Source organism: Streptomyces sp. NPDC042102, assembly GCF_055582305.1.
Map to the genome: position 1 here is coordinate 65784 of NZ_JBVJDL010000004.1, position 25615 is coordinate 91398.

The 25615-nt window shown below is 74.8% G+C and carries 25 protein-coding genes and 1 pseudogene; 16 read left to right on the plus strand and 10 right to left on the minus strand.

What is annotated here, in order from left to right; genetic code table 11:
* The first annotated feature begins 304 nt into the window (after positions 1-304).
* The 3 genes from ACZ6KO_RS18555 (at position 305) to ACZ6KO_RS18565 (ending at position 3613) form a co-directional block, all read left to right on the plus strand.
* Complete coding sequence (locus ACZ6KO_RS18555; protein WP_469305050.1) at positions 305-700, plus strand: LppU/SCO3897 family protein; 396 nt, start codon at positions 305-307, stop codon at positions 698-700.
* Between the two features lie 287 nt (positions 701-987).
* Positions 988-2415 carry a glycoside hydrolase family 16 protein gene (locus ACZ6KO_RS18560; RefSeq protein ID WP_469305051.1) on the plus strand — a complete coding sequence of 476 codons (1428 nt, stop codon included), beginning with the start codon at positions 988-990 and terminating at the stop codon, positions 2413-2415.
* A gap of 145 nt (positions 2416-2560) precedes the next feature.
* Positions 2561-3613, plus strand: a complete 1053-nt coding sequence (locus ACZ6KO_RS18565) for a LacI family DNA-binding transcriptional regulator (RefSeq protein ID WP_469305052.1) — start codon at positions 2561-2563, stop codon at positions 3611-3613.
* Here ACZ6KO_RS18565 and ACZ6KO_RS18570 read toward each other — a convergent pair.
* From ACZ6KO_RS18570 to ACZ6KO_RS18580, 3 genes are all read right to left on the minus strand, one after another.
* The gene (locus ACZ6KO_RS18570) at positions 3576-4256 is read right to left on the minus strand and encodes a hypothetical protein (RefSeq protein WP_469305053.1); all 681 of its coding nucleotides are present in this window, start codon (positions 4254-4256) and stop codon (positions 3576-3578) included. The genes ACZ6KO_RS18565 and ACZ6KO_RS18570 overlap by 38 nt on opposite strands.
* Before the next feature lie 83 nt (positions 4257-4339).
* Positions 4340-5608 (minus strand): FAD binding domain-containing protein, encoded by a 1269-nt coding sequence (locus ACZ6KO_RS18575; protein WP_469305054.1) that lies wholly within the window; start codon positions 5606-5608, stop codon positions 4340-4342.
* A gap of 160 nt (positions 5609-5768) precedes the next feature.
* A complete protein-coding gene (locus tag ACZ6KO_RS18580) occupies positions 5769-6041 on the minus strand; it encodes a hypothetical protein (protein WP_469305055.1) in 273 nt (90 codons plus the stop codon).
* Positions 6042-6170: 129 nt separating this feature from the next.
* On the opposite strand from ACZ6KO_RS18580, the gene ACZ6KO_RS18585 reads away from it, so the two are divergent.
* The 9 genes from ACZ6KO_RS18585 to ACZ6KO_RS18625 all read left to right on the plus strand — a co-directional run bounded on the left by ACZ6KO_RS18585 (position 6171) and on the right by ACZ6KO_RS18625 (position 15660).
* Positions 6171-6860 carry a hypothetical protein gene (locus ACZ6KO_RS18585; RefSeq protein WP_469305056.1) on the plus strand — a complete coding sequence of 230 codons (690 nt, stop codon included), beginning with the start codon at positions 6171-6173 and terminating at the stop codon, positions 6858-6860.
* Positions 6861-6932: 72 nt separating this feature from the next.
* The gene (locus ACZ6KO_RS18590; RefSeq protein WP_469305057.1) at positions 6933-8141 is read left to right on the plus strand and encodes an FUSC family protein; all 1209 of its coding nucleotides are present in this window, start codon (positions 6933-6935) and stop codon (positions 8139-8141) included.
* Between the two features lie 120 nt (positions 8142-8261).
* A complete protein-coding gene (locus ACZ6KO_RS18595; RefSeq protein ID WP_469305058.1) occupies positions 8262-8489 on the plus strand; it encodes a DUF6296 family protein in 228 nt (75 codons plus the stop codon).
* Positions 8490-8565: 76 nt separating this feature from the next.
* Positions 8566-9348, plus strand: a complete 783-nt coding sequence (locus ACZ6KO_RS18600; RefSeq protein ID WP_469305059.1) for a class I SAM-dependent methyltransferase — start codon at positions 8566-8568, stop codon at positions 9346-9348.
* Between the two features lie 83 nt (positions 9349-9431).
* Entirely contained in the window at positions 9432-10511 is a 1080-nt protein-coding gene (locus ACZ6KO_RS18605) for a poly-gamma-glutamate hydrolase family protein (protein WP_469305060.1), read from the plus strand.
* 233 nt (positions 10512-10744) lie between these two features.
* On the plus strand, positions 10745-12907 hold the full coding sequence (locus ACZ6KO_RS18610; RefSeq protein WP_469305061.1) for a serine/threonine-protein kinase: 2163 nt from the start codon (positions 10745-10747) through the stop codon (positions 12905-12907).
* Between the two features lie 91 nt (positions 12908-12998).
* The gene (locus ACZ6KO_RS18615) at positions 12999-13256 is read left to right on the plus strand and encodes a hypothetical protein (protein ID WP_469305062.1); all 258 of its coding nucleotides are present in this window, start codon (positions 12999-13001) and stop codon (positions 13254-13256) included.
* A gap of 64 nt (positions 13257-13320) precedes the next feature.
* The gene (locus ACZ6KO_RS18620) at positions 13321-14325 is read left to right on the plus strand and encodes an RNA ligase family protein (protein ID WP_469305063.1); all 1005 of its coding nucleotides are present in this window, start codon (positions 13321-13323) and stop codon (positions 14323-14325) included.
* A gap of 147 nt (positions 14326-14472) precedes the next feature.
* Positions 14473-15660 carry a GDSL-type esterase/lipase family protein gene (locus ACZ6KO_RS18625; protein WP_469305064.1) on the plus strand — a complete coding sequence of 396 codons (1188 nt, stop codon included), beginning with the start codon at positions 14473-14475 and terminating at the stop codon, positions 15658-15660.
* A 141-nt stretch (positions 15661-15801) separates the two neighbouring features.
* Here ACZ6KO_RS18625 and ACZ6KO_RS18630 read toward each other — a convergent pair whose 3' ends face one another.
* Entirely contained in the window at positions 15802-16332 is a 531-nt protein-coding gene (locus ACZ6KO_RS18630; RefSeq protein ID WP_469305065.1) for a hypothetical protein, read from the minus strand.
* Between the two features lie 239 nt (positions 16333-16571).
* Positions 16572-17810 carry a S8 family peptidase gene (locus tag ACZ6KO_RS18635; protein ID WP_469305066.1) on the minus strand — a complete coding sequence of 413 codons (1239 nt, stop codon included), beginning with the start codon at positions 17808-17810 and terminating at the stop codon, positions 16572-16574.
* Positions 17811-18098: 288 nt separating this feature from the next.
* On the opposite strand from ACZ6KO_RS18635, the gene ACZ6KO_RS18640 reads away from it, so the two are divergent.
* Positions 18099-19373: a cytochrome P450 gene (locus ACZ6KO_RS18640; protein WP_469305703.1), complete on the plus strand. Its 1275-nt coding sequence runs from the start codon at positions 18099-18101 to the stop codon at positions 19371-19373.
* Between the two features lie 194 nt (positions 19374-19567).
* Here the strand turns inward: ACZ6KO_RS18640 and ACZ6KO_RS18645 are convergent.
* A pseudogene (locus ACZ6KO_RS18645) lies at positions 19568-20425 on the minus strand (EamA family transporter); the annotation flags it as partial.
* On the opposite strand from ACZ6KO_RS18645, the gene ACZ6KO_RS18650 reads away from it, so the two are divergent.
* Positions 20331-20912 carry a MarR family winged helix-turn-helix transcriptional regulator gene (locus ACZ6KO_RS18650; RefSeq protein ID WP_469305067.1) on the plus strand — a complete coding sequence of 194 codons (582 nt, stop codon included), beginning with the start codon at positions 20331-20333 and terminating at the stop codon, positions 20910-20912. The pseudogene ACZ6KO_RS18645 and the gene ACZ6KO_RS18650 overlap by 95 nt on opposite strands.
* A 133-nt stretch (positions 20913-21045) precedes the next feature.
* The gene (locus ACZ6KO_RS18655) at positions 21046-21666 is read left to right on the plus strand and encodes an L-threonylcarbamoyladenylate synthase (RefSeq protein ID WP_469305068.1); all 621 of its coding nucleotides are present in this window, start codon (positions 21046-21048) and stop codon (positions 21664-21666) included.
* Positions 21667-21681: 15 nt separating this feature from the next.
* Here ACZ6KO_RS18655 and ACZ6KO_RS18660 read toward each other — a convergent pair whose 3' ends face one another.
* The 3 genes from ACZ6KO_RS18660 to ACZ6KO_RS18670 form a co-directional block, all read right to left on the minus strand.
* Entirely contained in the window at positions 21682-21855 is a 174-nt protein-coding gene (locus ACZ6KO_RS18660) for a hypothetical protein (protein WP_469305069.1), read from the minus strand.
* 151 nt (positions 21856-22006) lie between these two features.
* Positions 22007-22348 carry a hypothetical protein gene (locus ACZ6KO_RS18665; RefSeq protein ID WP_469305070.1) on the minus strand — a complete coding sequence of 114 codons (342 nt, stop codon included), beginning with the start codon at positions 22346-22348 and terminating at the stop codon, positions 22007-22009.
* Positions 22349-22557: 209 nt separating this feature from the next.
* Positions 22558-24117, minus strand: a complete 1560-nt coding sequence (locus ACZ6KO_RS18670) for an MFS transporter (RefSeq protein ID WP_469305071.1) — start codon at positions 24115-24117, stop codon at positions 22558-22560.
* 137 nt (positions 24118-24254) lie between these two features.
* Here ACZ6KO_RS18670 and ACZ6KO_RS18675 point away from each other — a divergent pair, with 137 nt between their 5' ends.
* Positions 24255-24698, plus strand: a complete 444-nt coding sequence (locus ACZ6KO_RS18675; protein WP_401451606.1) for a MarR family winged helix-turn-helix transcriptional regulator — start codon at positions 24255-24257, stop codon at positions 24696-24698.
* Positions 24699-24909: 211 nt separating this feature from the next.
* On the opposite strand, the gene ACZ6KO_RS18680 is transcribed toward ACZ6KO_RS18675, so the two are convergent.
* Positions 24910-25476: a glycoside hydrolase family 25 protein gene (locus tag ACZ6KO_RS18680; RefSeq protein ID WP_469305072.1), complete on the minus strand. Its 567-nt coding sequence runs from the start codon at positions 25474-25476 to the stop codon at positions 24910-24912.
* Positions 25477-25615: the final 139 nt, after the last annotated feature.

Below are 25615 nucleotides of genomic sequence, written 5' to 3' on the forward strand. Positions count from 1 at the left end.
ACCTGTGCGACAACAACCAAAACCCCCTGCGCTTTAACCCAAAACTGCCCACCTTGTGAGCCCGCCTACCAACACCCCGGTCGGGCGCCGTACGCCGCCCCCGGGGGGGCCCCCCCCGGGGGGGGGCCCCCACTCGTCGTGGCCGGTGAGGGGTGTGCGGGCGGAGCCGGGCCGATCACGGTTGTGCCATGGCCTCATCACAACTCCGCATCTCATCTCCGCAGCCGCCCCACAGTCCGGTTTGCCACTTACGTGCTCTGTAGCGTTCGGGCGTTCGATGACCCTCCCCCGGAAGGACCCCTTGATGTCGACCCCGCCCTCGCCGCAGGACGAGAACGCCACCCCGCAGGCTCCCGTCACGCCCGCCCCCGAGGCCCCGAAGCCCAAGGGCGGCAAGGCGCGGAAGTTCCTCAGCGTCGTCGCGCTCATCGTGGCCGCGGTCGTCGTGAAGCTGGGCGTCTCGTACTTCTTCAACGCCCCGGTGCGCGCCGAGGCCGGCGACTGCGTCAAGGTGACCGGCAGCGACAACAACCCCGAGGTCGAGACCAAGGGCTGTGACGACAAGGACGCCAACTACAAGGTGCTCAAGGTCGTCGAGAACACTTTCGACACCGACGCCTGCACCGTGGGCGAGGCCGCGCTGGCGCAGCAGTGGGAGCAGGAGAAGTTCGTCCTGTGCCTGGAGCCCGTCAAGAAGTAGTACGGCGTGCCGTGCTCACCCCGCCGCCCTCCGCGCGGCATGTGCCCCCCGCGGCGGTCGTCCACCGACGCCGCCGCGGGGGGTTCTCCGTACCCCGGCCCCGGCACCGCCCCGGCCCCGGTTCGCCTTATGAACTCCGGTCGTGCTCAAGCCCGTTGACCGCTCGCACTCTTGACGCCCCCAGGGGCCGGGAGGACAGTGTCAGCGGCGCGTCTTGAGAGCGCTCTCAAGACGTGTCGCCCCCCACTCCCCCCATCGCGCCGTCCGGCGCCTGAGAGAGGGCACCCATGCGTGAGACTTCCGGCAACAGACGACGACCGGCCGCCGTCCGGCGGGCCGCCATCGCCGCGTTCGGCGCCCTGGCCGTGGCCGCGGCGGCCGCCGTGGCCGCCGTCATGCCCGCGAACGCCGCCGCTCCCCCGGTCCCGCCGGGCTGGACGCAGGTGTTCCTGGACGATTTCGACGGACCCGCCGGCTCCGGTGTGAACCCCACGAACTGGCAGTACACCACCGGTACGAGCTATCCCGGCGGCCCCGCCAACTTCGGCACCGGCGAGATCGAGACCATGACCTCCGACCCCGCGAACGTCTCGCTCGACGGCGCCGGGAACCTGCGCATCACGCCCCGCCGCGACGCCGCCGGCAACTGGACCTCCGGCCGCATCGAGACCCGGCGCACCGACTTCCAGCCCCCGGCGGGCGGCACGCTGCGCACCGAGGCCCGCATCCAGATGCCGAACGTCACCGGCCCGGCGGCCAAGGGCTACTGGCCGGCCTTCTGGATGCTGGGCGCCCCCTACCGGGGCAACTGGTGGAACTGGCCCGGCATCGGCGAGATCGACATCATGGAGAACGTCCAGGGCCTCGACAACGTCTGGTCGACCCTGCACTGCGGCACCAGCCCCGGCGGCCCCTGCAACGAGACGTCCGGCATCGGCGGCCAGCGCCCCTGTCCGGGCACCAGCTGCCAGGCCGGCTTCCACACGTACGCGGCGGAGTGGGACCGGTCCACCGCCGTCGAGGAGATACGCTTCTCCGTCGACGGGATCACGTACCACACCGTGCGGGCCAACCAGGTCGACCCGGTCACCTGGGCCAACGCCACGAACCACGGGTACTTCATCATCCTGAACGTCGCCATGGGCGGCGGCTTCCCCGACGCCTTCGGCGGCGGACCCGACGCCGGCACCCAGCCCGGCCACCCGATGACCGTCGACTACGTGTCCGTCCTGCGGACGGCGGGTACCACCACCCCGCCCACCACACCCCCGACGACCCCGCCCACCACGCCGCCCGCCGGCAACCGCGACGCGTACGCCGCCATCCAGGCCGAGTCCTACGACGGCCAGGCGGGGACCGGCCGCGAGACCACCACCGACAGCGGTGGCGGCCAGAACCTCAGCATGCTGGGACACGGCGACTGGGCCCTCTACCGGGGCGTCGACTTCGGGTCCGGCACGGCGCGGCAGTTCTACGGGCGCGTCGCCAGCGGTGCCGCCGGCGGTGTCAGCGGCCTCGTCGAGGTCCGGCTGGACAGCCCCGGCAACCCTCCCGTCGGCAGCTTCTCCGTCGCGAACACCGGCGGCTGGCAGAACTGGCGGACGGTCCCGGCCAACATCACCGGCATCACCGGCAGGCACGACGTGTACCTGACCTTCACCAGCGGCCAGGGCGCCGACTTCGTGAACGTCAACTGGTTCCACTTCGGGCACTGACCGCGCCGGACGCGCCGGCCGCGGCTCGGCCGGATCCATACCCCTGGTGACCGGCCCGCCGGGAAACGGGAGCGCTCCCGGCGGTACGCCGATACCCTGCTGCCCGGCCAGGCAACCCCCGCCGGACACGCATGAGGAGCCTCCCGTGCCCGAACCGCTTCCCGCGCCGCCCCGGCACCGCCGCCCCACCCTCGAAGCGGTGGCCGCGCGCGCCGGGGTGTCCCGGGCCACCGCCTCGCGCGTCGTCAACGGCGGGGCGGGGGTCCGCGCCCACGTCGTGGACAAGGTACGGGAGGCCATCCGGGAGCTCGGCTACGTGCCCAACCAGGCCGCCCGGACCCTGGTGACCCGGCGCAGCGGCGCGGTGGCGGTCATCATCGCCGAGCCGGAGGCCCGGATCTTCTCCGACCCCTTCTTCTCCCGGCAGGTGCGCGGCATCAGCAAGGAGCTGACCGCGCACGACACCCAGCTCGTCCTGCTGCTGGTCGAGGACCGCGGCGACTACGACCGCATCGAGCGCTACCTGGTCGGCGGTCACGTGGACGGCACGCTGGCCTTCTCCCTGCACACCGACGATCCGCTGCCCGCCCTCACCCGCCGCATCGGCATGCCCACGGTCTACGGCGGCCGCCCGGGCTGGACCGCCGGGCCCGGCGCGGAGGGCGGGGTCACCTACGTCGACGCGGACAACCGGGGCGGCGCGCGGGAGGCCGTACGGTACCTGAAGTCCCTGGGCAGGCGGCGCATCGCGCACATCGCCGGCCCGCTGGACCAGACGTCGGCGACCGACCGGCTGGACGGGTACCGGGACGTGCTGCCCGGCGGCGATCCGGCGCTGGTCGCCGAGGGCGACTTCACCGCGGCGGGCGGGGCCCGCGCGATGGCGGAGCTGCTGGAGCGGCAGCCGCGGCCGGACGCGGTGTTCGCCGGGAACGACCTGATGGCGACGGGCGCCCTGCGGGTGCTGCGCGAACGGGGGCTGAGCGTTCCCGGTGACGTGGCGCTGGTCGGTTTCGACGATGCCGAACTGGTGGCGGAATCCGCCGATCCGCCGTTGACGACCGTACGTCAGGACATCGAGGGCATGGGCCGCCTGATGGCGCGCCTGCTGCTGCACACCCTGAACGGGCCCGGTGCGGGCGGCCCGCCCGCACCCGTGATCACCGCCACCACGCTCGTACGCCGGGCCTCGGCCTGAGCCCGCCGGACCGGCGGGCGCGCCGCACGTCGTCGAGGACCCGGGCCAGGACCGAGAGGCCGACCAGGACCAGGGCCCAGGTGGCCTCGGTGCCGGGGTCCTCGGCGAACCGGGCCGGCTGCGGGGCCACGTGCGCCTCGGGGTCGTACACGACGGCGAGCCGCTCGCCCGGGGCACCGACCCGGCTGCCCTGGACGGTCATCGTCGCCGGGCCACCGGGCGGGCAGGCCAGCCGGTAGTCGTGGTACGTGACCGTCCGGTACGAGGTGCTGCCGTCGGCGTCGGTCGTGGCCGTGGTCTCGGTACGGGAGTCGATCTCCTGCACCAGACAGCCGACCCGTACGCCCCGCTCCCGCAAGGTGTACTCCTCCACCGCCTCGTGGACGAGCGAAAGGGACACCAGGGAGAGCCCGGCCGCGAGGAAGGCGAGGAGGGAGTGCCGCCCGCGCAGGCCGAGGACCAGGACGCCGAACGCGCCGACGAAGCCGAGCGTTCCCCACAGGGCACCCCAGCGCACGTTCGCCTGGAGCCACGCGCCCGCCAGGGCGACGCCCGCCGACAGCACGGGGGCGCCTGCCGCCCCGATCACGGCGGCCACCGCCGCGCCACGCCCGTGTCCCGCCCGCTCCCCGTCCGCCCCCATACCTCCAGGGATACCCGGCGGGGCCGGGCCGTAAAGACCGCCCGCGGCCCGCGGCCCACGGAATCGGTGGGGATCAGCGGGGATCAGCGGCGCGGATCCTGCGCGGCGGTGGGCGGGGGCGTGGACGGGGACGCGGGCGTGGACGGGGACATGGCCTGGCCGCCGATGCCGGGGGCGCCGCCGAGCTGGTCCTGCCACCAGGCGTGCGCGTCGCCGGGCCGCATCGTGGACCAGGGCGGGGTCCGTTCCACCTGGGCGCGGCCGAGGCGGCGGGCCAGGGCGACCAGTTCGCGGCCCGCCGCACCCCGGGCCGACCGGTACCCGTGCAGCACCTCGTCCCAGGTGGCGGCGGAGCTCCAGGCCGCCTCGAAGGCGGCGGCGTCCTGCAGGGCCTTGGCCGCGCCGCTGGTGTTGTGGGGGCGTACGACGGTCGCGGCGTCGCCCGCGAGCAGCAGGCGCCCCGCGGTGATGGGGGCGGTCTCCAGGTCGTAGATGGGCTGGACGAAGGTGTCCTCGGGGTCCGTCAGCGCCAGGACGCGGGCCCAGTACGGCGGGAACGCGTGGTCCAGCAACGCGGTGAGGCCGGCGGCGAGTTCGGCGGTCACCCGCCCCGGCGGGAAGCTGGTCGGGTCGTCGAGGCGCAGGCCCGCGGCGCGTGGGGGCACGGCGTACAGGACCCAGTTCACGCGCAGGCCGTCCGGGCCCGGGATGCGGTAGACGACGCAGCTGCCGCCCTCGAAGCAGACGGTGGTGACCGCCTCGGAGGGCCAGTGCTCCTCGCCGACGGCCGCCAGCCGCCCGGCGTCGAAGTTGCCGCGCCAGCAGACGTAACCGGCGTAGTCCGGCAGGGAGTCGGGGCTGACGGCCCGCCGCACGACCGAGCGGTAGCCGTCCGCGCCGACGACCAGGTCGCCCGCCTCGACGCCCCCGTCCGCCAGGTGCACCTCGGCGCGGTCGCCGGCGGCGGCCACGCCGGTGACCGTCACGCCGTGCCGGTAGTCGACCGATGCCGGGGTCGCCTCGCGCATGCCCTGCCACAACAGGCCCCAGTGGTAGGAGTGGAAGGGGAACGGCTGGTCCCAGAAGACCCGCCCGGCCGGGTCGGCCGGGTCCCGCACGACCCAGCGCCGGCGGGCCAGCCGGTGCGCGGCGATCCCCGGGGGCAGCGTGCCGGCGGCCGTGAGTTCGGCGGCCCGGTCGTCGTGGACGCACAGGCCCAGGCCCCGGTCCGCCAGCCGCCCTTCGGAACGCTCCAGCACCGTGACCGCGTCCGCGCCGGCGCGCGCGGCCGCCGAGGCGAACGCGCAGCCCGCGATGGATCCGCCGACCACCGTGACCGTACCGCCGCGCATATCCGCTCCCTGTCCGCCGCAATCCGCGGCTGTCCGCCGCTGTCCACCGTTGTCTGCTGTTGTCGGTCGTCGTCCCGCTCTGTCCGACGCCACTGGCCATGGTCCCGCACACGGCTGCGGTCCCGGCCGCCGAGCGGCGCGAAACGGCCGCCTGGTCGGGCTAATGGCCGAGGCGGGCGCCGATCAGGTACTCCGCCTCCTCGGCCAGCCGGGCGCGCCGCTCGGAGCCCTCGGCGCACTGGAGTTCACCGCGCAGCGCCCGTTCGGTCCGCAGCACCGTCGCCCGGGGAACCGGGACCCGCTGGCCCGGCCGCTCCGTGAACGGCCGCAGCTCCGCCGCCAGGGCCTGCGCGTCGTCCGAGGAACCGCGCCGGAGCGAAAGGAACACCCGGGCCAGCCAGTCGGCCGGGATCTTCACCATGAGATCGGTCATGCAGGGGCAACGAGACTCCGCCCGTGCCGTAACACCGCCCCCGTCCCCGTCAGCCATGTGGCCCATCGCACGGCTCGGTACGATCGGCGCGAGAGATCGCGTCACCGGGTACGAAGGAGCGGACGCACCATGACGATTCACCGGCCGGGACGGCCCGGGGACCTGCCGGCGGCCGAGGTGCTGTGGGCGCGCTGGGCGCTCGTCGCCGTCTGGGAGGCGACCGTCGAGGCGGAGGGCCAGGGGATCCACCGCACCGGGCACTGGATCGACGACGCGGGTCTCCACCTCGACGACTGCGGCTGCACCTGGTGGACCATGTCCGCGATGGGCGAGGGCCGGTACGTGCTCTACGGCGAGGACGAGTCGAGCGACGTCAAGTGGCACGAGCCCGCCATCGACATGCTGGCGCAGGGCCCGGACTGGCTCCCGTACGAGGAGCTGCGCCACCGGCTCGGCGGCGGGGAGCTGGGCTGCGTCTACTGGTACGAGGACGGCGCCTGGGCGCGTGCGCCGTACCCCGAGGACCTCGGCGACGACGGGCTGGACTGCGGCATGAGCCGCTTCGTGAACCGCGCGAAGGTGCTCGCCGTACTGACCAGCACCGACCAGGAACGCGGACCGCTGGCCGCCGACGCGGCGGCGGAGCTCCTGGACGCCGCCGAGGCCGGCCGGCTGGACCCGCGGGTCCTGGAGTCGCTGTTCACGGCCGTCGGTGCCGCGGGCGGGAACGAGCACGCGGACGCGGACCCGGACCTGCCCGCGATGCGCCGGGCGCTGGACCGCGCCGGCCTCACGTCCGGAGCCGCGCACGCCCCGTAGCCGGACGGGCGCTCACGGCACGGCGGCGGGGCGGGAGGTGTTCTTCGGCGTTCCCGGGGAAGGGGGGCGCATATGCCGAACGCCGTGATCCCCGATTCCGTCCGTGATCTCGGGCGCCTGGTGCGTCACCGCCGGGAGCCCCTGGTGGTGCAGGCGGTGCGCTCGACGGCCGCCGCCGTCGTCAGTTACGTCGTCGCGCTGGCGCTCAGCAGCGAGCCGGTCCCCCTGACCGCGCCGCTCACCGCGCTCCTCGTGGTCCAGGTGACCCTCTACACGACGCTGACCACGGGGATCCGGCGGGTGAACTCGGTGGTCGCCGGGGTACTGGTCGCCGTGCTGTTCAGCACGCTGGTCGGGCTGACCTGGTGGAGCCTCGGACTGGTCATCCTCGCCTCGCTGGCGGTCGGGCACCTCGTGCGCGTCGACGAGTTCGTGCCCGAGGTCGCCATCAGTGCCATGCTGGTGCTCGGCGTGTCGCAGGTGGGCGAGACGGCCTGGGACCGGGTCCTGGAGACCCTGATCGGGGCGGCCGTCGGACTGCTGTTCAACCTGCTCCTGGCCCCGCCCGTGTGGACCGAGCCGGCGGGGGCCGCCATCACCGGGCTCGCCGCCCGGATGGGCGAGCTGCTGGGGCACATGCGGGACGGGCTCACCGGCCGCCCGGGCAGCGCCGCGTTCCGGGAGGCCGCCGAGCGGCTCCACGAGGCACGCCGTCTCGACCACGACATCGTGCGCGTGGACGCGGCGCTGCGGCAGGCCGAGGACAGCCTGCGGATGAACCCCCGGGTGAAGGAGAGCCTCGTACAGCGGGTGGTGCTGCGCACCGGTCTGGACACGCTCGAGATCTGCGCGGTGGTGCTCCGGGTGTGCTGCCGCACCCTGACCGACCTGGCGAAGGCGCGCCCCGACGGGGCCCTGTACCCGGAGCACATCGGTGTCGCGCTGCGTGAGCTGTTCGGGTACCTGGCGGCGGCCGTGGCGAGCTTCGCCTCGCTGGTCACCGCGCAGATCAGCGCCAACGCGGAACAGGCCGAGGAGGACCTCGCCCGCGCGCTGACGGCGGCCCGCGGCGCCCGCGACCGCCTGGCGCGGCTGCTGCTGGACGAGGTGGCGGCCGACCCGGCGCAGTGGCAGCTGCACGGGGCGCTGCTCGCCGAGGTGGACCGGGTCCTGGACGAGCTGGGGGTGCGCAAGCGGACCGAACGCCTGGTGGAGGAGCTGGACCGGGCCGGACCCCGGCCCGCCACGGGTCTGGCCCGGCTGTACCGGCGTCATGCCTGACGGACGTCCGGTGCGGGCGCGGCGCGGCGGGCCGGGCGCGGTGGGGGCGGGGGGCGGCGGCCGCGCCCCGCGCGCATGATGGTGGTGGGGGTCGGTGTCGCCGGGCAGAGGAGGGCGTGCATGAGTACCCAGCGGTACGAGCTGGTGTTTTCCGAGGACCCGGAGGCGGGCGAGGACGTCGTGGTGGTGGCGGCCGCCGGTGGGACGGGGCCGGGCGGGCACCCGGTCTACGAGGACGCGTCCGGCATCGTCCGGGCGGAGATCAGCGACCAGGGCGAGGTGCGGATGCTCCCGTCGGGCGGCGGCCAGGCCCCGGCCCGCGTGGTCCGCGTCCGCCCCGTGCCGTAACGGCAAGGGGCGGGACGGCACGGAACGCGACAGCAGGTCCCGGTGGGGTACCGGCCGGACAGGATGGTGGGCAGCTGTGGGCGACGGGTCGGAGCAACGGGACACCGCCTGGTCCGGGCAGGCCGGGGCGCGGGCGTTCGCGGCGGTCGAGGCGGCCACGGACTGGCTGCTCGGCTACCCGTTCGTGTTCGAGGCCCTGTCCCGCCGGATGACCGGCGGCCCGGTGGCGGACGCGGTGCTCGTGGACTACGGCTGCGGGCCGGGGCAGGTGGCCGGCCGGGCGGCCCGCCGGCTCGGCGTACGGGTCCTGGGCGTGGACTCCTCCCCCGAGATGCTGGCGCTGGCCCGGCGCACGGGGACGGCCGTGGCGGAGTACCACCTGGTCGAGCGCGGGCGCGTCGGCTGCCTGCCGGACGGCTGCGCCGACGCCGCGATGTGCAACCACGTCCTCGCCTCCCTGCCCACCGAGGAAGCGGTGCGGGCCGTGTTCACCGAGATCCGCCGGCTGCTGCGCCCCGCGGCGCCGCTCGTGCTGCTGACCACCGATCCCGCCTGCGGCGGCGTGGAGTACGCCTCCTTGCGGGTCGCCGGGGCGCAGGCGCCGTACCGCCCCGGGGAGGAGATGACGGTACGGCTGCGCCGCACCGACGGTTCCTGGCAGGAGGTGCGCAACCACGCCTGGCCCGTCGACGTGCTGCCGGCCCTGCTGGAGCGGGCCGGTTTCCGGGACGTCGTCCTGCACCGCCCGACGGTGACCGAGGCGCTCGACGTCGCCGACGCGGAGCTCGTGCGGAGCCGGCCCTGGACCGCGGAGCGGACGCGCCCGCCGCTGGTGGTCACCTCCGCCCTGGCGGCGTGAACCGGGCGCCGCGCCGGGAACGAGGGTCGGGGCGTTGCTACGCTGCGCCCACCACATTTTCATGATCACGACCAGGGGGGCCTGTGCGACAGCGGAAGAAGCACGAGACGGACCACGGAGCCGGCCACGCGACGGACGGCGCAACGACGCACGGGGCGATGCACGGGGCGGTCCACGGACAGGGCGATGCGGGGGTCCCGGGCGTCCGGACCGGCCGCCGGACCCTGCTGACGGGGCTGGTCGCCGCCGCCGCGGGCGCGCCGCTGCTGTCGGCGTTGTCGGCCGGGACGGCGCGGGCATCGTCCGCGGACGACCTGTACACCTCCAACACCGAGCTCTACCGGCACTTCGCCGCGTCGGCCGACCCCGCCGACGGCGAGGGCAAGGACTTCGCGCGGCGCTTCAAGCGGCACGAGGTGAAGGACTTCGACAAGGCCGGGCAGTCCGCGTACGCGCTGACGACGGTCCTGGCCATCCACGGCGGCGGGATCGAGGTCGGCACGAGCGAACTGTGCCTGGGCATCGCCGGATACGATCCGGAGCCGTACCCCGAGCCGGAGCGGGCCGGATCGGTCTACCCGGGGCTGGCGGGCGGCGAACCGCTCTACGACTTCTGGATGTTCGAGGGGATGCGCAGCGGCACCGCCAAGGACGCGGACGGCAACCTGCTGACCAACAGGCAGTTGCACGTCACCTCGGTCCGCTGCGACGACCACGTGGCCGTGTCGATGGCGGCCGGCAGCCTCAACACCCTGAGCGTGCACGGCCTGCGGTGGGAGCAGGCGCACCCGAAGTACAAGGACCACCCGGAGCGGCTCCCGGACAAGAAGGGCGTGGTCGTGGGCGGGCTCGACGACGTCTTCCGCGCGATCCTGACCAGGCACCTGGAGACCGCCGGATTCCAGATCTTCCCCGGCAGCGGGGCGGTCAACGGGGACGAGGAGCGCAACATCTGCAACCGCACCATGACCGGCAAGGGCGCACAGCTGGAGCTCACGCGTGAACTGCGCGACAGCTTCTTCTCCCTGACCGCCGACTCGCCGGCGGAGCGCGGGAAGTCGTGCAAGTCCAACGCCCAGTACCGGAAGTTCGTGCAGGCGTGCCGTGCGGCCATCGCGGAGCGCGAGGTACCGCAGCGGGCGCAGGCGGGCCTCGGCGGCTGAACGGCCCGGTGGACGGGGCCGATCCGTCGTACGCCACCTGAGGGATCCCGCCCGCCCGCGAACATCTAGCATGGCGCCATGAGCGGCATCGGGGAGTGCTTCCGCCTGCCGGCGGGGCAGCTGGGGACGGCCGGGCGGGACCCGGGGTGGGCAGGGGACTTCGACCGGGTCCGGCGGGTCCGACGGGTCCGGGTCGCGGCCGCGGCACCTGGCCCGGGCCCGGGGAGGCTCACGTGACGCTGGCGGAGAGCGATCCGCGTACGGTCGGCGGCTACCGGCTGGAGGGCAGGCTCGGCGCCGGCGGGATGGGCGTGGTCTACCGCGCCCGGTCGGTGTCCGGACGGCAGGTGGCCATCAAGGTCATCCGGCCCGAGCTGGCGGGGGACGGCGCCTTCCGCGCCCGCTTCCGCCAGGAGGTGACCGCCGCGCGCCTGGTCAGCGGCGCGTTCACCGCGCCCGTGGTGGACGCCGACCCCGACGCCGACGAGCCCTGGCTGGCCACGCTGTTCGTCCCGGGCCCCTCGCTGGCCGACGCCGTCGCGACGTACGGCCCGCTGGACGCGCCGGGGGTGCGGCGGCTGGCGGCGGGGCTGGTGGAGGCGCTGCGCGACATCCACCGGGCGGGGCTGATCCACCGCGATCTGAAGCCCGGCAACGTGCTGCTCGCCGAGGACGGGCCGCGCGTCATCGACTTCGGCATCGCCCGCGTCTCCGACGCCGCGCCGCTGACCAGCACCGGACTGGTCGTGGGCACACCGCCGTTCATGGCCCCCGAGCAGTTCCGCAACGAGCCCCTCACCCCGGCCGCCGACGTCTTCGCGCTGGGGTCGGTCCTGGTGTACGCCGCCACCGGGCACGGGCCGTTCGACGCCGAGAGCACGCACGCCGTGGGATTCCGGGTGGTCTACGAGGAGCCGGACCTGGCCGGGGTCGCGCCGGAGCTGCGGCCGTTGGTCGACTCCTGCCTGGTCAAGGACCCGGCCGGCCGGGCGACGGTGGCGCAGTTGCTGTCCGCGCTCGCCGGACCGGCCGCACCGCCCCCGCCCGCCGCGGCGCCGACGCCTCCTCCGCCGACCGTGGTGGACCCGCCCGCCCCCGGCGTCGCGGACCGCTTCACCCGGACCGGGGCACGACCGGCGGGCGCCCCGGATCCCCGGGTCGCGCGGACGCCCGCCGCGGACGCGCTGCCGACGTCGCCCGTGTCGCCCGCGCCGCCGGAGTCGCCCGCACCGCCGCCCGGTGACCCACAACCGTCGCCGGTCGGCCACCGGGGCCGCCGGCGCGCGCTGTTCGCGGCGGCAGCGGTCGCCCTGGCCGTGGCGGCGACGGCGGTGGCCGTACCGCTGCTGGCCAACGGCGACCGGAAGGCGGGCGACGGCAAGGGCGCGAACGGGGCCGCGAGCCCGGCCGCGGACCTCGCCGCGGCGCCCTGCGGGCCCGCCGGAGCGCTGCGGGGCGCCGGTTCCTCCGTACAGAAGCCCGCCCTGGACCGCTGGGCCGCCGACCACGCGCGGCGGTGCCAGGGCAGCGAGGTGGCCTACCAGCCCATCGGATCGGGCGCGGGCCTGGCGCAGTTCCTGTCGGGGCAGACGGACTTCGCGGTCGTCGACACGCCCCTGACGGCCGCTCACTCCACCGAGTCCGCCGCGCGCTGCGGCGGCAGGCCCGCGCTCCAGCTGCCGCTGGACGCCGTGCCGATCGCCGTGGTGTACCGGCTGGAGGGGGTGGACTCCCTGACGCTGGACGCGCCGACGCTCGCCGGGATCTTCGACCGCAAGATCCTGCGGTGGAACGACTCGGCGATCGCCCGCCTCAACCCGGGCGTGATGCTGCCCGACACGGAGGTGACGACGGTGGTCCCGGCGGCCACGAGCTCGATCACGCTCGGTTTCACGCAGTACCTCGCCGGTGCCGCGCCCGCCGCCTGGCCGCACCAGCCGGCCACGACCATGGTCACGGGGTCGGTGACGGCGGCGAAGGACCAGGTCGCGGAGGTCGCCCAGACCCAGGGGGCGATCTCCTTCACGGCGCTGAGCGGCACGCAGGGCCGCCGTACGGCCGCGCTCGTGACCGCGGCGGGCGCGCCGGTGCCCGTGGGGCCGGACTCCGCCGCGCTGGCGCTGGCGGCGGCCGCGCCGGTGGCGAAGACGGGCCAGGCCCCGCTCAGCCTCGACCCGGCGACGAAGACACCCGGCGCCTACCCCGTGGTGCAGGTGGCGTACGCGGTGGTGTGCGAGGAGGGGAACCGGGCCGAGTCGCTGCCGCGGCTACGGGCCTTCCTGGACGACACGGTGAACGAGGCGGGCCGTAAGGCGGTGGTCGAGACCGGCTACGCCGCCCTCCCGGAACCCCTGGCCCTCCAGGTCCGCCGCGCGGCCCAGGACCTGCGCCCCTAGGGAATGTCGTGTCCGGCCCCCCTGGTCCGCCGGTCGGGCCGTAGGGCGTGGGAAGCGGCGGGCCGCGGGGGCGGGCGCTAGCCTCGGTGCCATGAGCCAGCCCCCTGAGCGCTACACCGTGGTACTGAAGCCCCAGCTCTCGGACGCCGACGGGCACACCGACCACGGGGCCGCGATGCGTTCCGCGTCGGTGGTGGCCACGGGCGCCACCGGCGCGAGCGGCTCCCCCCGCTACGAGGGCGACGGCGTCCAGGTGGACATCGACCCGCTTACCGACACGGTGGAGGCGGCCACCGTCGACGGCCGCGAACTCCCGTACGGCTGGGTGGCGGAAGCCACTCGCCCCTGACCCGGGCCACCCGCCGGGGGAAACGCGGTGCCCGCGGGCGCGGGCCGGCGGTTACGATCGCGCGGTGTCCGCCGAGTCCCGTTCCTGGTCCCCGTATCCGAAGATTCCCGCCGGCCGCCGGCTGGGCGAAGCCGGTGGGCGGGACTGGGTCGCCCAGGAGAAGGTGCACGGCGCCAACTTCGCCGTCGTGTGCGACGCGAGCGGGCCGCGTCCCGCCAAACGGCGTGAACTCCTCGGGGACGGCGGCCTGGACGATTTCTTCGGTGTCGGCCGGATCTGGCCGGCGCTGGCGGTCGCCGCGAACCGCTGCGCCGCGCTGCTGCGGGACCGGTACGGGGCCGCCGCGTCGGCGACCGTGACGCTCTACGGCGAACTGGCGGGCGGCCGTTACCCGCACCCCGACGTTCCGCCGGTCGCGGCCGCCGAACCCGTACAGACCGGTGTCTGGTACGCCCCGGACCTGCTCTGGCTGCCCTTCGACGCGACCGTCGCCGCCGTGGACGGCGGTCCGGTCTGGGTCGCCGACCGGGCGTTGCGCACCGCGGCACAGGCCGCCGGGCTGATGTGCGCGCCGTTGCTGGCGCAGGGCACCCTGGCCCGGGTCGGGCAGCTGCCCGTGGTCTTCCCGACCCGGCTGCCCGCGCTGCTCGGTCTGCCCGCGCTGCCCGGCAACCTCGCCGAGGGCATCGTGGTCAAGCCCGCCGGGGAGTCCTGGACGCAGGCCCCGCCGATGGCCAAGCTCAAGCAGCCGGCCTTCGCCGAGGACGAGCGGTTCGCGGGCGCCCGCCCCTACCGCGTCCCCGCCGAAGGCGCGGCGGGCGTGCCCGGCTGGCTGCTGGCGCACGCCGCCGGACTCCTCACCCCGGCGCGGGCCGCCGCGGCGGTGAGCAAGCTGGGGCCCCGTACCCCGGCGCGCGAGGTGGCCGCCGAGATCGCCCGGGACGCGGCGGACGAGACCGAGGAGGGGCTGGGCGGCCTGGACCGGGCCACCCGCGGCGCCCTGGAGAAGGCCCTGAGCGCCGGCGCCCTGGCCCTGGCCCGGTTCGACGCCGCCGACCGGCGGGGCTGACCGGCGGGCCGACCGACGGGCCTGACCCGCGGGGCCGGCCCACCGGGCCGAACCGCGGGGCCGAGCCGCCCGCGCGACCGCCGTGGAGCCGAAACTCGCTCGCCGAAGCCCCGGCGCGGCCGACATGATGACCGGCATGATCCATTCGTGTACAGGGAGGCAGACGGCGTGACCGACTGGTTCACCACCCCCGTCGGGCCCCACCACCTGCGCGGCGCCCTCGACGTGGAGCGCACCGCGCACGGCGTCCTGCCGCACCGGCTGCCCGCCCGGGCCCGCGAGCAGTTCCCCGACCCCTACCTGGCCCAGGTCGAGGCCCAGCCCTCCGGGGTGCGGCTGGTCTTCCGTACGGCCGCCACGGCGGTCGAGCTGGAGACGCTGGCCACGAAGACCGTCTACCGCGGCGGTCCGGCGCGCCCGGACGGCGTGTACGAGCTGCTGGTCGACGGCCGTCCGACCGCGCGGGCCGGTGTGGCGGGCGGAAACCTCCACACCATCGACATGGCCACCGGCGCCGTGGTCGCCACGCCCGGCGCGCCCGGCACCGTCCGGTTCACGGGGCTGCCCGCCGGGGTGAAGGACGTCGAGATCTGGCTCCCGCACAACGAGATCACGGAGCTGATCGCCCTGCGGACGGACGCGCCGGTCGAGGCCGCGCCGGACCGTGGCCGCAGGGTGTGGCTGCACCACGGCAGTTCGATCAGCCACGGTTCCGACGCGGAGGGACCGGCCTCGACCTGGCCGGCGCTGGCCGCCGCCCGGGGCGGCGTGGAACTGATCAACCTCGGCTTCGGCGGGAACGCCCTGCTCGACCCGTTCACCGCGCGCGCCCTGCGCGACACGCCCGCGGACCTGATCAGCGTCAAGATCGGCATCAACCTGGTCAACACCGACCTGATGCGGCTGCGCGCCTTCGTCCCCGCGGTCCACGGGTTCCTGGACACGATCCGGGAGGGGCACCCGGACACGCCGCTGCTGGTCGTCTCCCCCGTCCTGTGTCCCATCCAGGAGGACACGCCGGGTCCCCTCGCGGCGGAGTTCGACGGGACGGCCCTGCGGTTCCGGGCCCTCGGTGACCCGGCCGAGCGGGCCGCCGGGCGGCTGACGCTGGGCGTCGTCCGCGACGAGCTCGCCCGTATCACCGCGCGGCGGGCCGCGCGGGACCCGCACCTGCACTACCTCGACGGGCGCTCGCTGTACGGCGCGGAGGATTACGCCGAGCTGCCGCTGCCCGACGAGGTCCACCCGGACACCGCCGGCCACCGCCGGATCGGGGAGAACTTCGCCGAGCTCGTCTTCGGCGCGGGCGGCCCCTTCGCCGCCACGCGCGGCTGACCGCTGCCGGCCCCGCCGCGCGCCCGGTGCACCCCGGGACCGGCGGCGTCGGCCGGAACAGCGGCCGGAGGGCCGGTCGCGCGCGGCGACCGGCCCTCCGGTGCGGTGTGTTGCGTACGGTGCGGTGTGCTGCCGCGCGGCTCAGACGGGCGTGCCCGGCACCTGCGTGAAGCCGGACCCGCAGGCCGACGCGATGTTCGCGTGCGAGAAGGGGTAGTTGGTGACGGCGCACTGCGCCTCGTACTGCTTGCCGTTGACGGCCAGCAGGGTGATGTTCAGGTACCCGAAGACCTCGACCACCGTGGCGTTGACGGGGTTGCTGACCTCGTCGACGGCGACGTCGACGACACAGTCCGGCGCTCCCGGCACCAGGCCGAGGTTGACCCAGACGCCCGGGTTGCGGGGGTCACTGAGGAAGGCGTGCCCCTTCCGGTCGTTCGCGACGCGGAACACGCTCCCGGTCAGCGAGCCGAATTCGAAGGCGGTCGAGGCGATGTGCCGCGGCACCAGGCACTTCTTTTCCTTCTTCGGGTCCATCCGGGTCGTGCTCTTGGGGTCGGTGGCCGCATCCGCCGTGCTGTACGCGGCCGCGGACGGGACCATGAGCGCCCCGAGGAGCAGGGCTCCGGACACGGCCGAAACACCCCGCCCGACCCAAGCGAGCTTCCTCATCTGGTTTCCTCTCGGTGAGTGCGAGGCCCACGAAGTCCACCGTCCGGCGGACGCGTCATCGCGTCACCGCGTCCACGGCATCTGAGACGGCCTCATCTTCGGGATCGAACCTCCCACGCCCACCGCGGCCGCATGCGCACCCTCCGGTGGCGTCACTCAGGGAGAGCACCGCCGGGCCCCGAATGGTGGTGCGGGGGCCCGGCGGGCGGTGGCCGGCGAGGCGCCGTGCGGGGCACGGCTCAGAGGCCGCCGGTGTGGAGGAGCCGGTTGGGGGTCTGCGACGGCACTCCGGACAGGACACCGGGTACCGCCTGCTGCGTCAGCCAGGTACGCACCTGCGCGGGCGTCGCCGAGGGGTTCCTCGCCAGGTAGAGGGCGACCACGCCGGTGGCGTGCGGGGTGGCCCACGAGGTGGCGGCGCCCTCGAGCTCCGTGGTGCCGCCGCCCGCCAGCGCGGAGGTGATCTTCTCGCCGGGCGCGTAGAGGTCCACGCACCGGCCGTACCCGGAGCCGAACGTCGCCGAGTCGCTCCAGTGCCGGTCGGCGGTGGTGGCGGCCGCGACCACGATCGCGCCGCGGACGCCGACCGGGGAGTGGCCGCAGGCGTCGTCGCTGAAATTCCCCGCCGCGACGACCGTGGGGATCCCCGCGTCGATCATGCGCTGGACGGCGGCGTCGACGGTGGCGGAGCGGTACGCCAGGTTGAGGGACATGTTCACCACGGCCGGGCGGCGCGCATGGGCGGTCACCCAGTCCGCGGCCTTGACGATGGCGGCCTCGGCGGCGGGGTCGGGTGCCCCGGGGCCCGGGGGGACGTCCTTGGCGCGGGAGCCCGGGAGGACGCCCTTGGCGCCGGGGCCGCGGGCGGGGCCGCGGGCGGGGCCGCTCGCGGGCCCGCTCGCGCCGCCTTCCTCGCACGCGATGGCCTGGACCCGCACGATGGTGGCCTTCGGAGCGACGCCGGTGGTCCGGCCCGCGATGATGCCCGCGACGAACGTGCCGTGGCCCACGCCGAGGCCGTCGGGGCAGTCCCCGGCGTCGGGTGCCCCGATGAAGTCGGCGCCCGGCTTCGCACGGCCGCCGAACTCGGCGTGGCCGAGGTCCACTCCGCTGTCGATCACGTACACGTTGACCCCCGCGCCGTCGGCCCGCGCGGTGAACTTCCCGTCGAGCGGCCGGTTCCGCTGGTCGAGGCGGTCGAGGTGCCACGGCACTCCGGTCCGCACGACGGGCGCCGGCGCTCCGGGCCCCGACGGCAGGGGGCTCTGCGTGGGGAGGGTCGTGGGGGCCGCCGTACCGGACGGCCCGGCGGGTCCGGGGGTCGCCGGGGTTCCGCCCGGCGCGGCGGTCGCGGACGGGGGCGCGGTGCCGGCGCCGCCCGCGGCCGGGTCCTCCACCGGGCCGCAGGCCGAGAGGCCCAGCGCCACCAGCCCCACCGCTACCGCCCACCGCGTTCCGCTGCCGCGTCCGTGTCCCATGTCCGGCTCTCCATCAGTCCGTGCGGTCCCGCTGCCGTGACGTGCACCCGTCGACGGCTCAGACGAGCCCCGGGCGCCGCCGGTTGCGGCGTACGGGCATCGGCGCGGGGCGGAGCGCGAGACGAGGCGGGGTGTCACCGGACACGTCCGCTCCCGTACAGTCCGTGCTGCCGACGCTCCCTCAGCAACCCCGCCCAGCGGTCGAACAGGAGATGCCCCGTGGTGGCAAGGCCAGCCGGCGAAGCCGGTGTCGAACGCCTCTCCCCCGCCCCCGGCACGGGCCGTGCGGTGCCCGAGCTGGATCCGGAGCTCGTGGAGCGGTGGCGCTCCACGGGCGGGGAGCTCATCGATCTGCTGACCCTGGCGCGCGAGCGGCTGGGCCCGGTCGCCGCGGTCCGCCTCGGGCCGCGGCCCACCGTCCTGGTCACCGGACCGCGGGCCGTCCAGCACGTGCTGGCCCTGTGTCCGGACCGGTACGTCAAGCGTTCCCACCGCGCCCGGCTGCTGATCGGTGACGGGGTCCTCGCCGCCACCGGCGAGGCGTGGAAGCGGCAGCGGCGGGTGCTGCAGTCGCAGTTCACCGGCACCGGGATGCGCCGCTACGAGGAGCGCATCGCCGGGGCGGCCGCGACCACCGCCGCGCGCTGGGCGGCGTACGCGCGCACGGGCGAGACCTTCGACGTCGGCGAGGAGATGCGCCGCTTCGCCCTGGACACGATCTGGCGCTCGCTCACCGGGCACCCGCTCGACGGGGACACCGAGCGCGAACTGGCCTCCGTCGCCACCGTGGTGGCCGCCCTGCCGACCCTGCCCGCCGACGCCGCCGACGCGCAGGAGACGGTGGCCGCCGATCTGGCACGGATCGACGCGGTCGCCCGGTACGCCATCGGGGCGGCCCGCGGCGGGGCCGCCGGCCCGCACGGCCCGGGGCTGCTGCACGTCCTGCTCGACGCCGCCACCGACCGGCCCGAGTACACCGACCGGCTGGTCCGCGACGAGCTGGTGACCCTGCTGGTCGCCGGCCACGAGACCACCGCGTCCACGCTGACCTGGCTGTACCTGCTGCTCGACCGGCACCCGGCGGCGCGTGCGCAGACGCTGGCCGCCGGCCCCGCGGGCTCACCGGAGCGCCGGGAGGCCGTGGCGGCGCTCGTCCACGAGACGCTCCGGCTCTACCCGTCCGCCTGGATCCTGCCCCGTCACGCCACCGAGGACGACACGCTGGCCGGGTACGCCGTCGAGGCGGGCACGGATGTCCTGGTCTGCCCTTACCTCACGCACCGCGACCCCGACCTCTGGCCGGAGCCCGAGCGCTTCGACCCGCGGCGGTTCACCACACCGGGCGCCCGGCCCGCCCATCCGGGCGGCTACCTGCCGTTCGGTATCGGCCCCCGGGCGTGCGTGGGGCTGCGGTTCGCGCTGCGCGAGTCGACGGTGCTGCTGGAGCACCTGCTGCCCGCCCACGCGCCGGTGTTCCGCTCGACGCCCACCCGGGCGGCGTACAGCATCACGGTCCGCCCGGCCGGCCCCACCCCGGCGACCCTCGCTTCGACCGCCCTCTGACCGATCCTCACCGGCAGCCTGCCGGGCGTCCCGACGGCGGCTTCCGCGCCCCGGGCCCGGCTGCTGTCCCGGTTCCCCGCTGGCCGTCGGCGGCGGGTCCCGGTGCGGGGGGGCCGGCGGCGCGGCCGGCCGGCGAGGACGCCGAGCAGGACCATCGCCAGGCCGGCGACCTGACGGGAGGTGAGCGTGTCCCCCGCGACCAGGACGCCCAGCAGCACGCCCGTGACGGGATTGAGGAGTCCGACGAGGCCGACCGTCGCGGCGGGCAGGTGGGCGAGACCGGCGAACCAGGCGGTGAAGGCGCCCGCTGTACCGACGACCGTGACGTACGTGAACGCGAGCAGCGCGTCGGCGTCGAGGTGCGGCGGCGCTCCCTCCACCGCGACGGCCAGCGGCAGCAGGAGCAGGCCACCGGCGATGAGCTGCCAGGAGGTCTGCGCCAGGACGTCGACCTCGGCGCTCCACCGCTTGGCCAGGACGTAGCCCACCGACGCCATCAGCAGGGCGGCGGCCGAGGCCAGCACGCCGAGGGGGTCGACGGCCGTGACGCCCGTCAGGAGGAGCAGCGCCACGCCGGCGACGCCGACCACCGCCCCCGCCACCGCGCGTACGCCGGGACGCTCGCCGGCCATCGCCCAGGCGAGCAGCATCAGGGCCAGGGGCGAGGTGGCCATGACCGCCGAGGCGATGCTGGTGGGCAGCAGCTGCGCCGACACGTACACGAGGGCGAAGAAGGCGCCCATGTTGAGGGTGCCGAGCACGAGGGACTTCCACCACCAGGATCCGTGCGGCCGCTTCCGGCTCAGCGCGAGCAGCAGCAGACCGGCGGGAAGGGCGCGGATCGCGGCGCCGTAGAGCGGGGCGTCGGCGGGCAGGTGTGCCTGGGTGACGTAGTAGGTGGTCCCCCAGGCGACCGGCGCGATGGCCGTGACCAGCATCCAGCGTAGAATACCTTCCATGGAAGACAATGTACCTTCCCAGGAAGACAGTGGCGACCCCGGTGCCGCGGGAGACGCCCGCGGCGGCTCCGCGCCCGACCATGTCGCCCGCATCCAGGCCGAATGGGCCCGCGAGCGCCCCGACGTCGACGTCACGCCGCAGGGCGTCTTCGGGCGGCTGCACCGGCTGGCGGCACTGCTCACGGAACAGCTCTGCGTGGTCTACCGGCGCTACGGCCTCTCCGAGGGCGAGTTCGACGTACTGGCCGCACTGCGCCGCGCCGGCGACCCCTTCGAGCGCGCGCCCGGCGAGCTCGCCGCCTTCACGATGGTGACCACCGGGGCCATGACCAAGCGCGTCGACCGCCTCGAGCGCGAGGGCCTGGTCACCCGGCGCCGCGCGGCCGACGACGGCCGCGGCCGGGTCGTCGCCCTCACCCCGGCCGGGCGGGACCTGATCGACCAGGCGTTCACGGAGCACATGCGCAACGAGCGGCGCCTGCTGGACGACCTCGCCCCGCACGAAGCCGCGCAGCTCCAGGCGCTGCTGACCACCTGGCTCGGCCGCGTGGAATCCCCGCACGACGCACCGTCAGCCTGAGCCGCCGGGGCGGCGGGCGCCGCGCTGCGACGACGACGCGTCCGCCCGCGCGGCCGTGCCCGCATGCGCGCTCGGACACCGCCGGCCCCCGTGCGCGGCGAACCGCCGTCCGCCGATCCCGTAGGCTCGGCGGATGGCGAAGTACTTTGACGTGCACCCCGAGAACCCCCAGCCGCGCACCATCAGCGGCATCGCAGACAGCATCCGCTCCGGGGCGCTCGTCGCGTACCCCACGGACTCCTGCTACGCGCTGGGATGCCAGATCGGCAACCGTGACGGCCTCACCCGGATCCGGTCGATCCGGAACCTCGACGACCGCCACCACTTCACCCTGATCTGCCAGAACTTCGCCCAGCTGGGGCAGTTCGTCCACATCGACAACGACGTGTTCCGCGCGGTCAAGGCGGCCACGCCCGGCAGCTACACCTTCATCCTGCCCGCTACGAAGGAGGTGCCGCGCCAGCTGCTGCACCCGAAGAAGAAGACGGTCGGCGTCCGGATCCCCGACCACGGCGTGACGCAGGCCCTGCTCGCCGAGCTCGGCGAGCCGCTGCTCTCCAGCACGCTGCTGCTGCCCGACGAGGCCGAGCCGATGACCCAGGGCTGGGAGATCAAGGAACGGCTCGAACACGTGGTGGACATCGTCGTCGATTCCGGTGACTGCGGGACCGAACCGACCACCGTCATCGACTTCTCCGGCGGCGGCGCCGAGATCGTGCGGCGCGGGGCGGGCGACACCACGCGCTTCGAGTGACGTGACCGCCCGCCGTCAGCCGCTGTCCTCGGCGAGGATCCGGTCGGCGGCGAGGTGCGGGCAGGCGTCGGTGTGCCAGGTGACGGACAGGACCCCCTCCGCGGCGCACAGGGTGCGCACGGCACCGTCCACGGGGCCCGCCTTGCAGTAGGCGCACGGGACGGTCTGCGGGCGGAGTAGATCGAACATGGCCGTGTCCTTCCAGCGGACGAGCAACACCGGCTGTGTCCACATCTATCAAATCCGGGACGATCCGGCTCCGATACCCGCAGGTACGATCCAAGTCCTGACGCATCCACGCAGCGCCCGGTGTCAGTCCAAGGTGGTGCACCCGCGCCGGTCAGCCGCTGAAGCCCCCGCATACGGTGCGCTCGCCGCCCTGCTGCACCGTGTACGGGGCGTACGTCACGTTCATCATCTGGAAGCCGCCGTCAGGACCGATCATGAACGATCCGCCCGGCGCGGTGGGAGAGGACAGGAACGCGAGCCCCGGCTCGAACCCGCTGCCGGAGAGCCGGGCGGTTCCGTCCTCGGACGCGGCGGAGACGGAGCAGGTGGCCGCGGGAGTGGCGGCCGCGGCGCCCGGGGCGAGCGCGACCGGGGCGAACGCGAGCGGGGCGGCGATCAGCGCACCGGCCGCCACCGGCGCCAGTACCAGCAGACGTGCACGCCGGTTCGACATGCTTCCAGGCTACGCGCGGCGGGCCGGGCGTGGCGTGCGGTCGGCGACCGGCCGGGCCTCCCACACGCCCGGCGCGGAAGAGGTCCTTCCCACGGCGCGTGACCTCCGGGGAGGCCCGTCGTTGTACGGGGTGGTCAGCGAAGTGCACACAGAGATCCCGGGACGTGGTGGTCCCGGGATCTCGTGCGTACGGGTGCCGGCGGGCGAGGTCAGCGGCCGGCGGCGGCCGGCTCCGCGCCGGCGTTCGCAGCGGCGGCCTTCTCGGCGGCGGGCGGCTCCGCGCTTGCGACCGGCTCCGCGGGGCCGGTGGCCGTGGCCGGGGCGTGCGCGGCGGGCGGGCCCGTCCGGCCCCGCAGACCGATTCCGCCGATCACCGCGACCAGGGCGAAGGCGATGGCCCCGATCCAGAAGGTGAGGGTGAACCCGGACTCCGCGGGCAGCGCGGGGACGCCCGGCGGCAGGTCCGCGATCGTCATCGACGCGAGGATCGTGGTGACGACGGCACTGCCGATCGCGCTGCCGGTGGAGCGCGAGATGGAGTTGATGCCGTTGGCGATGCCGCTCTGGTGGTGCGGGACGCTGGCCATGATCACGGCCGGCATGGCGGCGTAGCCGAAGCTGACGGCGGCGCCGACGACGAGCCCGGCGCCGATCACCGAGAGCGTGTGGCCGTGGTCGAGGGCCAGCCAGGCGAAGCCCGCGGCGCCGAGGGCGGCGGCCAGGCCCAGCGCGGCGCGCGGGCCGCGCCGGCGGACGAGCCGGCCGCCGACGGGCGAGGCCAGCAGGGAGACGATCGCGCCGGGCAGCAGGAACTGGACGGAGGCGCGCAGGATCGACGCGTCGAAGCCGTAGCCGGTGAGCTTCGGGGGCATCTGGACGAGGTAGGAGACGCCGAGGAAGTTGGCGAACATGCCGAACCCGACCAGGACGCCGGCCAGGTTGGCCATGAGCACGGGGCGGTGGACGAACATCCGCATGTCGACGAGGGGCTCGCGCACCGTGCGCTCGACGCCGACCCAGACGGCGGTCATCACGGCGGCGCCGGCGAAGCTGCCCAGCGTACGGCCGGAGGTCCAGCCCCAGTCGTGGCCCTGCGAGATCGGCAGCAGGAGCAGCAGGAGCGCCAGGCCGAGGGTCAGCGCGCCCAGGAAGTCGGTGCGGCCGCCGGTCTTGTGGCGGGTGGCGGGGACGAGGACGACGACCGCGATCAGGGCCAGGACGGCGAAGCCCGTCGCCATCCAGAAGGCGCTGCGGTAGTCGGTGCCGGATCCGGAGGTGAGCAGGCCGGTGGCGACGAGCGCGAGGCCGCTGCCGAAGGCGAGGGTGCCGCTGACCAGCGCCATGGCGCCCGGCAGCCGCTGCGGGCGGACCTCTTCGCGCAGTACGGACAGGGCCAGCGGGAAGATCGCGGTGGCGGCGCCCTGGAGCACCCGGCCCAGGATGAGCAGCGGCAGCGAGGACGCCACGGCGGCGATGACCGAGCCGGCGACCATGACGCCGAGGACGGCGACCAGGGTCGGCTTCTTGCCGTGCTGGTCGCCGAAGCGGCCCAGGAGCGGGGTGAAGACGGCCGCCGAGAGGAGGGTGGCGGTGGTGACCCAGCTGACGCCGGCGGCGGAGGTGCCGAGGTCGTCGCGGATGAGGCCGAGGATCGGGACGGGCAGCGTCTGCATCATCGACACGACCATGGCCGCGAGGCTCAGGGCGAGGACGATGACCGTCTCGCTCCTGCGTCCGGTCGCCGGGGCGGTGGTGGAGGGGGAGCTCATGGCTGGCAGGACCTTCTTCGTGCTTCAGATCGCAGATGTTTGACGTCATCAAGTAACTCGATGACGGTAGACATCGATAGTTCAGGTGGTCAAGTAAACAATTGATAATGTGAAGCATCTCGAGTACGCTCCAGGGCATGAGCGACACCGCCCGACAGGCCGCCCCCACCAAGCTGGAGCTGCTGGAACTGCTGGCCGCCATCGGCACCGCCCAGTGGCGGGACTTCGCGGCCGCGGCCGCGCACCACGGCCTCACGTCCACCCAGGCCCGGGTGCTCGCCCAGCTCGACGGACCGCTGCCCATGCGCGGCCTCGCCGCGCTGCTGGTGTGTGACGCGTCGAACGTCACGGGCATCGTGGACCGGCTGGAGGCCCGCGAGCTGGTGCGCCGGGAGCCGGACCCCTCCGACCGCCGGGTCAAGAACGTGGTGGCCACGGACGCCGGCCGTGAGGTCATCCGCCGGGTCCGGGAGGAGATGCAGGCGACGCACAGCGCGCTCGACACCCTCGCCCCCGACGAGAGCGCGGCCCTGCACGGCCTGCTGGAACGCCTGCGCCCCACGATGGAGAACACGTCCTGAGCTTGTTCTTCAACCTAGCGCCGCGTCGGACGGTCACGCGGTGGGGCAGATTTCGGTGCCTGTCGGGGGCAGGCCGGTCAGACTCGTCGTGCAAGTCGATCAGGTCGTCGTGAACGCACTCGCCGCCCTTGCGGCGGTGGATGTCACCCCGGACCGGGCGCGGGCCGGGGTCGACGCCCCGACCCGGGCCCGGGGGCGGGCGCCGCGCCGGTCAGCCGGCGAGTTCGGTGGCCCAGGCGCGCAGCGCGGCGCGGCTGGGGAAGGCGGCGACGTTGCGGTCGAGGTCGTCGGCGTGGCTGTACTGGTGGAACGTCCAGGGGTGCCGGATGCGCGGGCGCCCGGCGGTGGTGAGGTCGGCGATCCACAGGCCGTCGGCGCAGCCGGACGTGGTGTCGCGGTGGAACCAGAAGTCCCTGTTGCAGTAGAGCACCACGCGGTGCTCCGGTCGCAGGCGCTTGACCTCCGCGAGGAAGGCGTCCTTCTCGGCGCAGGAGGCGGCGGTGCCCTCGAGGTTGTTCTCCCAGTCGCAGGCGAGGATGTCGCCCGGCCGCAGCGGAGCGTGTTCGACGAAGTAGGCGGCCTGGGCGGCGATGTTGCCCGGCCACAGGAAGTGGTAGAAACCGACCACCGCGCCGGCGTCCCTGGCGGCGGTGGCCTGCTTGTGCCGGACGGAGCTCTTCCAGCTCCGCCCCTCGGTCGCTTTGATGAAGACGAAGTCCCAGCCGCTGGGATCGAACTCGGGCTGGTAGGCCGAGATATCCACACCCTTGACCGTCATGTCGGCGTCTCCCTGCTGTCGGTGACCGGTCCGCCGTGAGCGACGCACGCGTCCGGATCCGGTTGCACACACCATGGATACCCGGGTTCGTGGGGCGCGGTCACCTCGTCCGGTTGGCTCCGGCGTACGCCTGGACGAC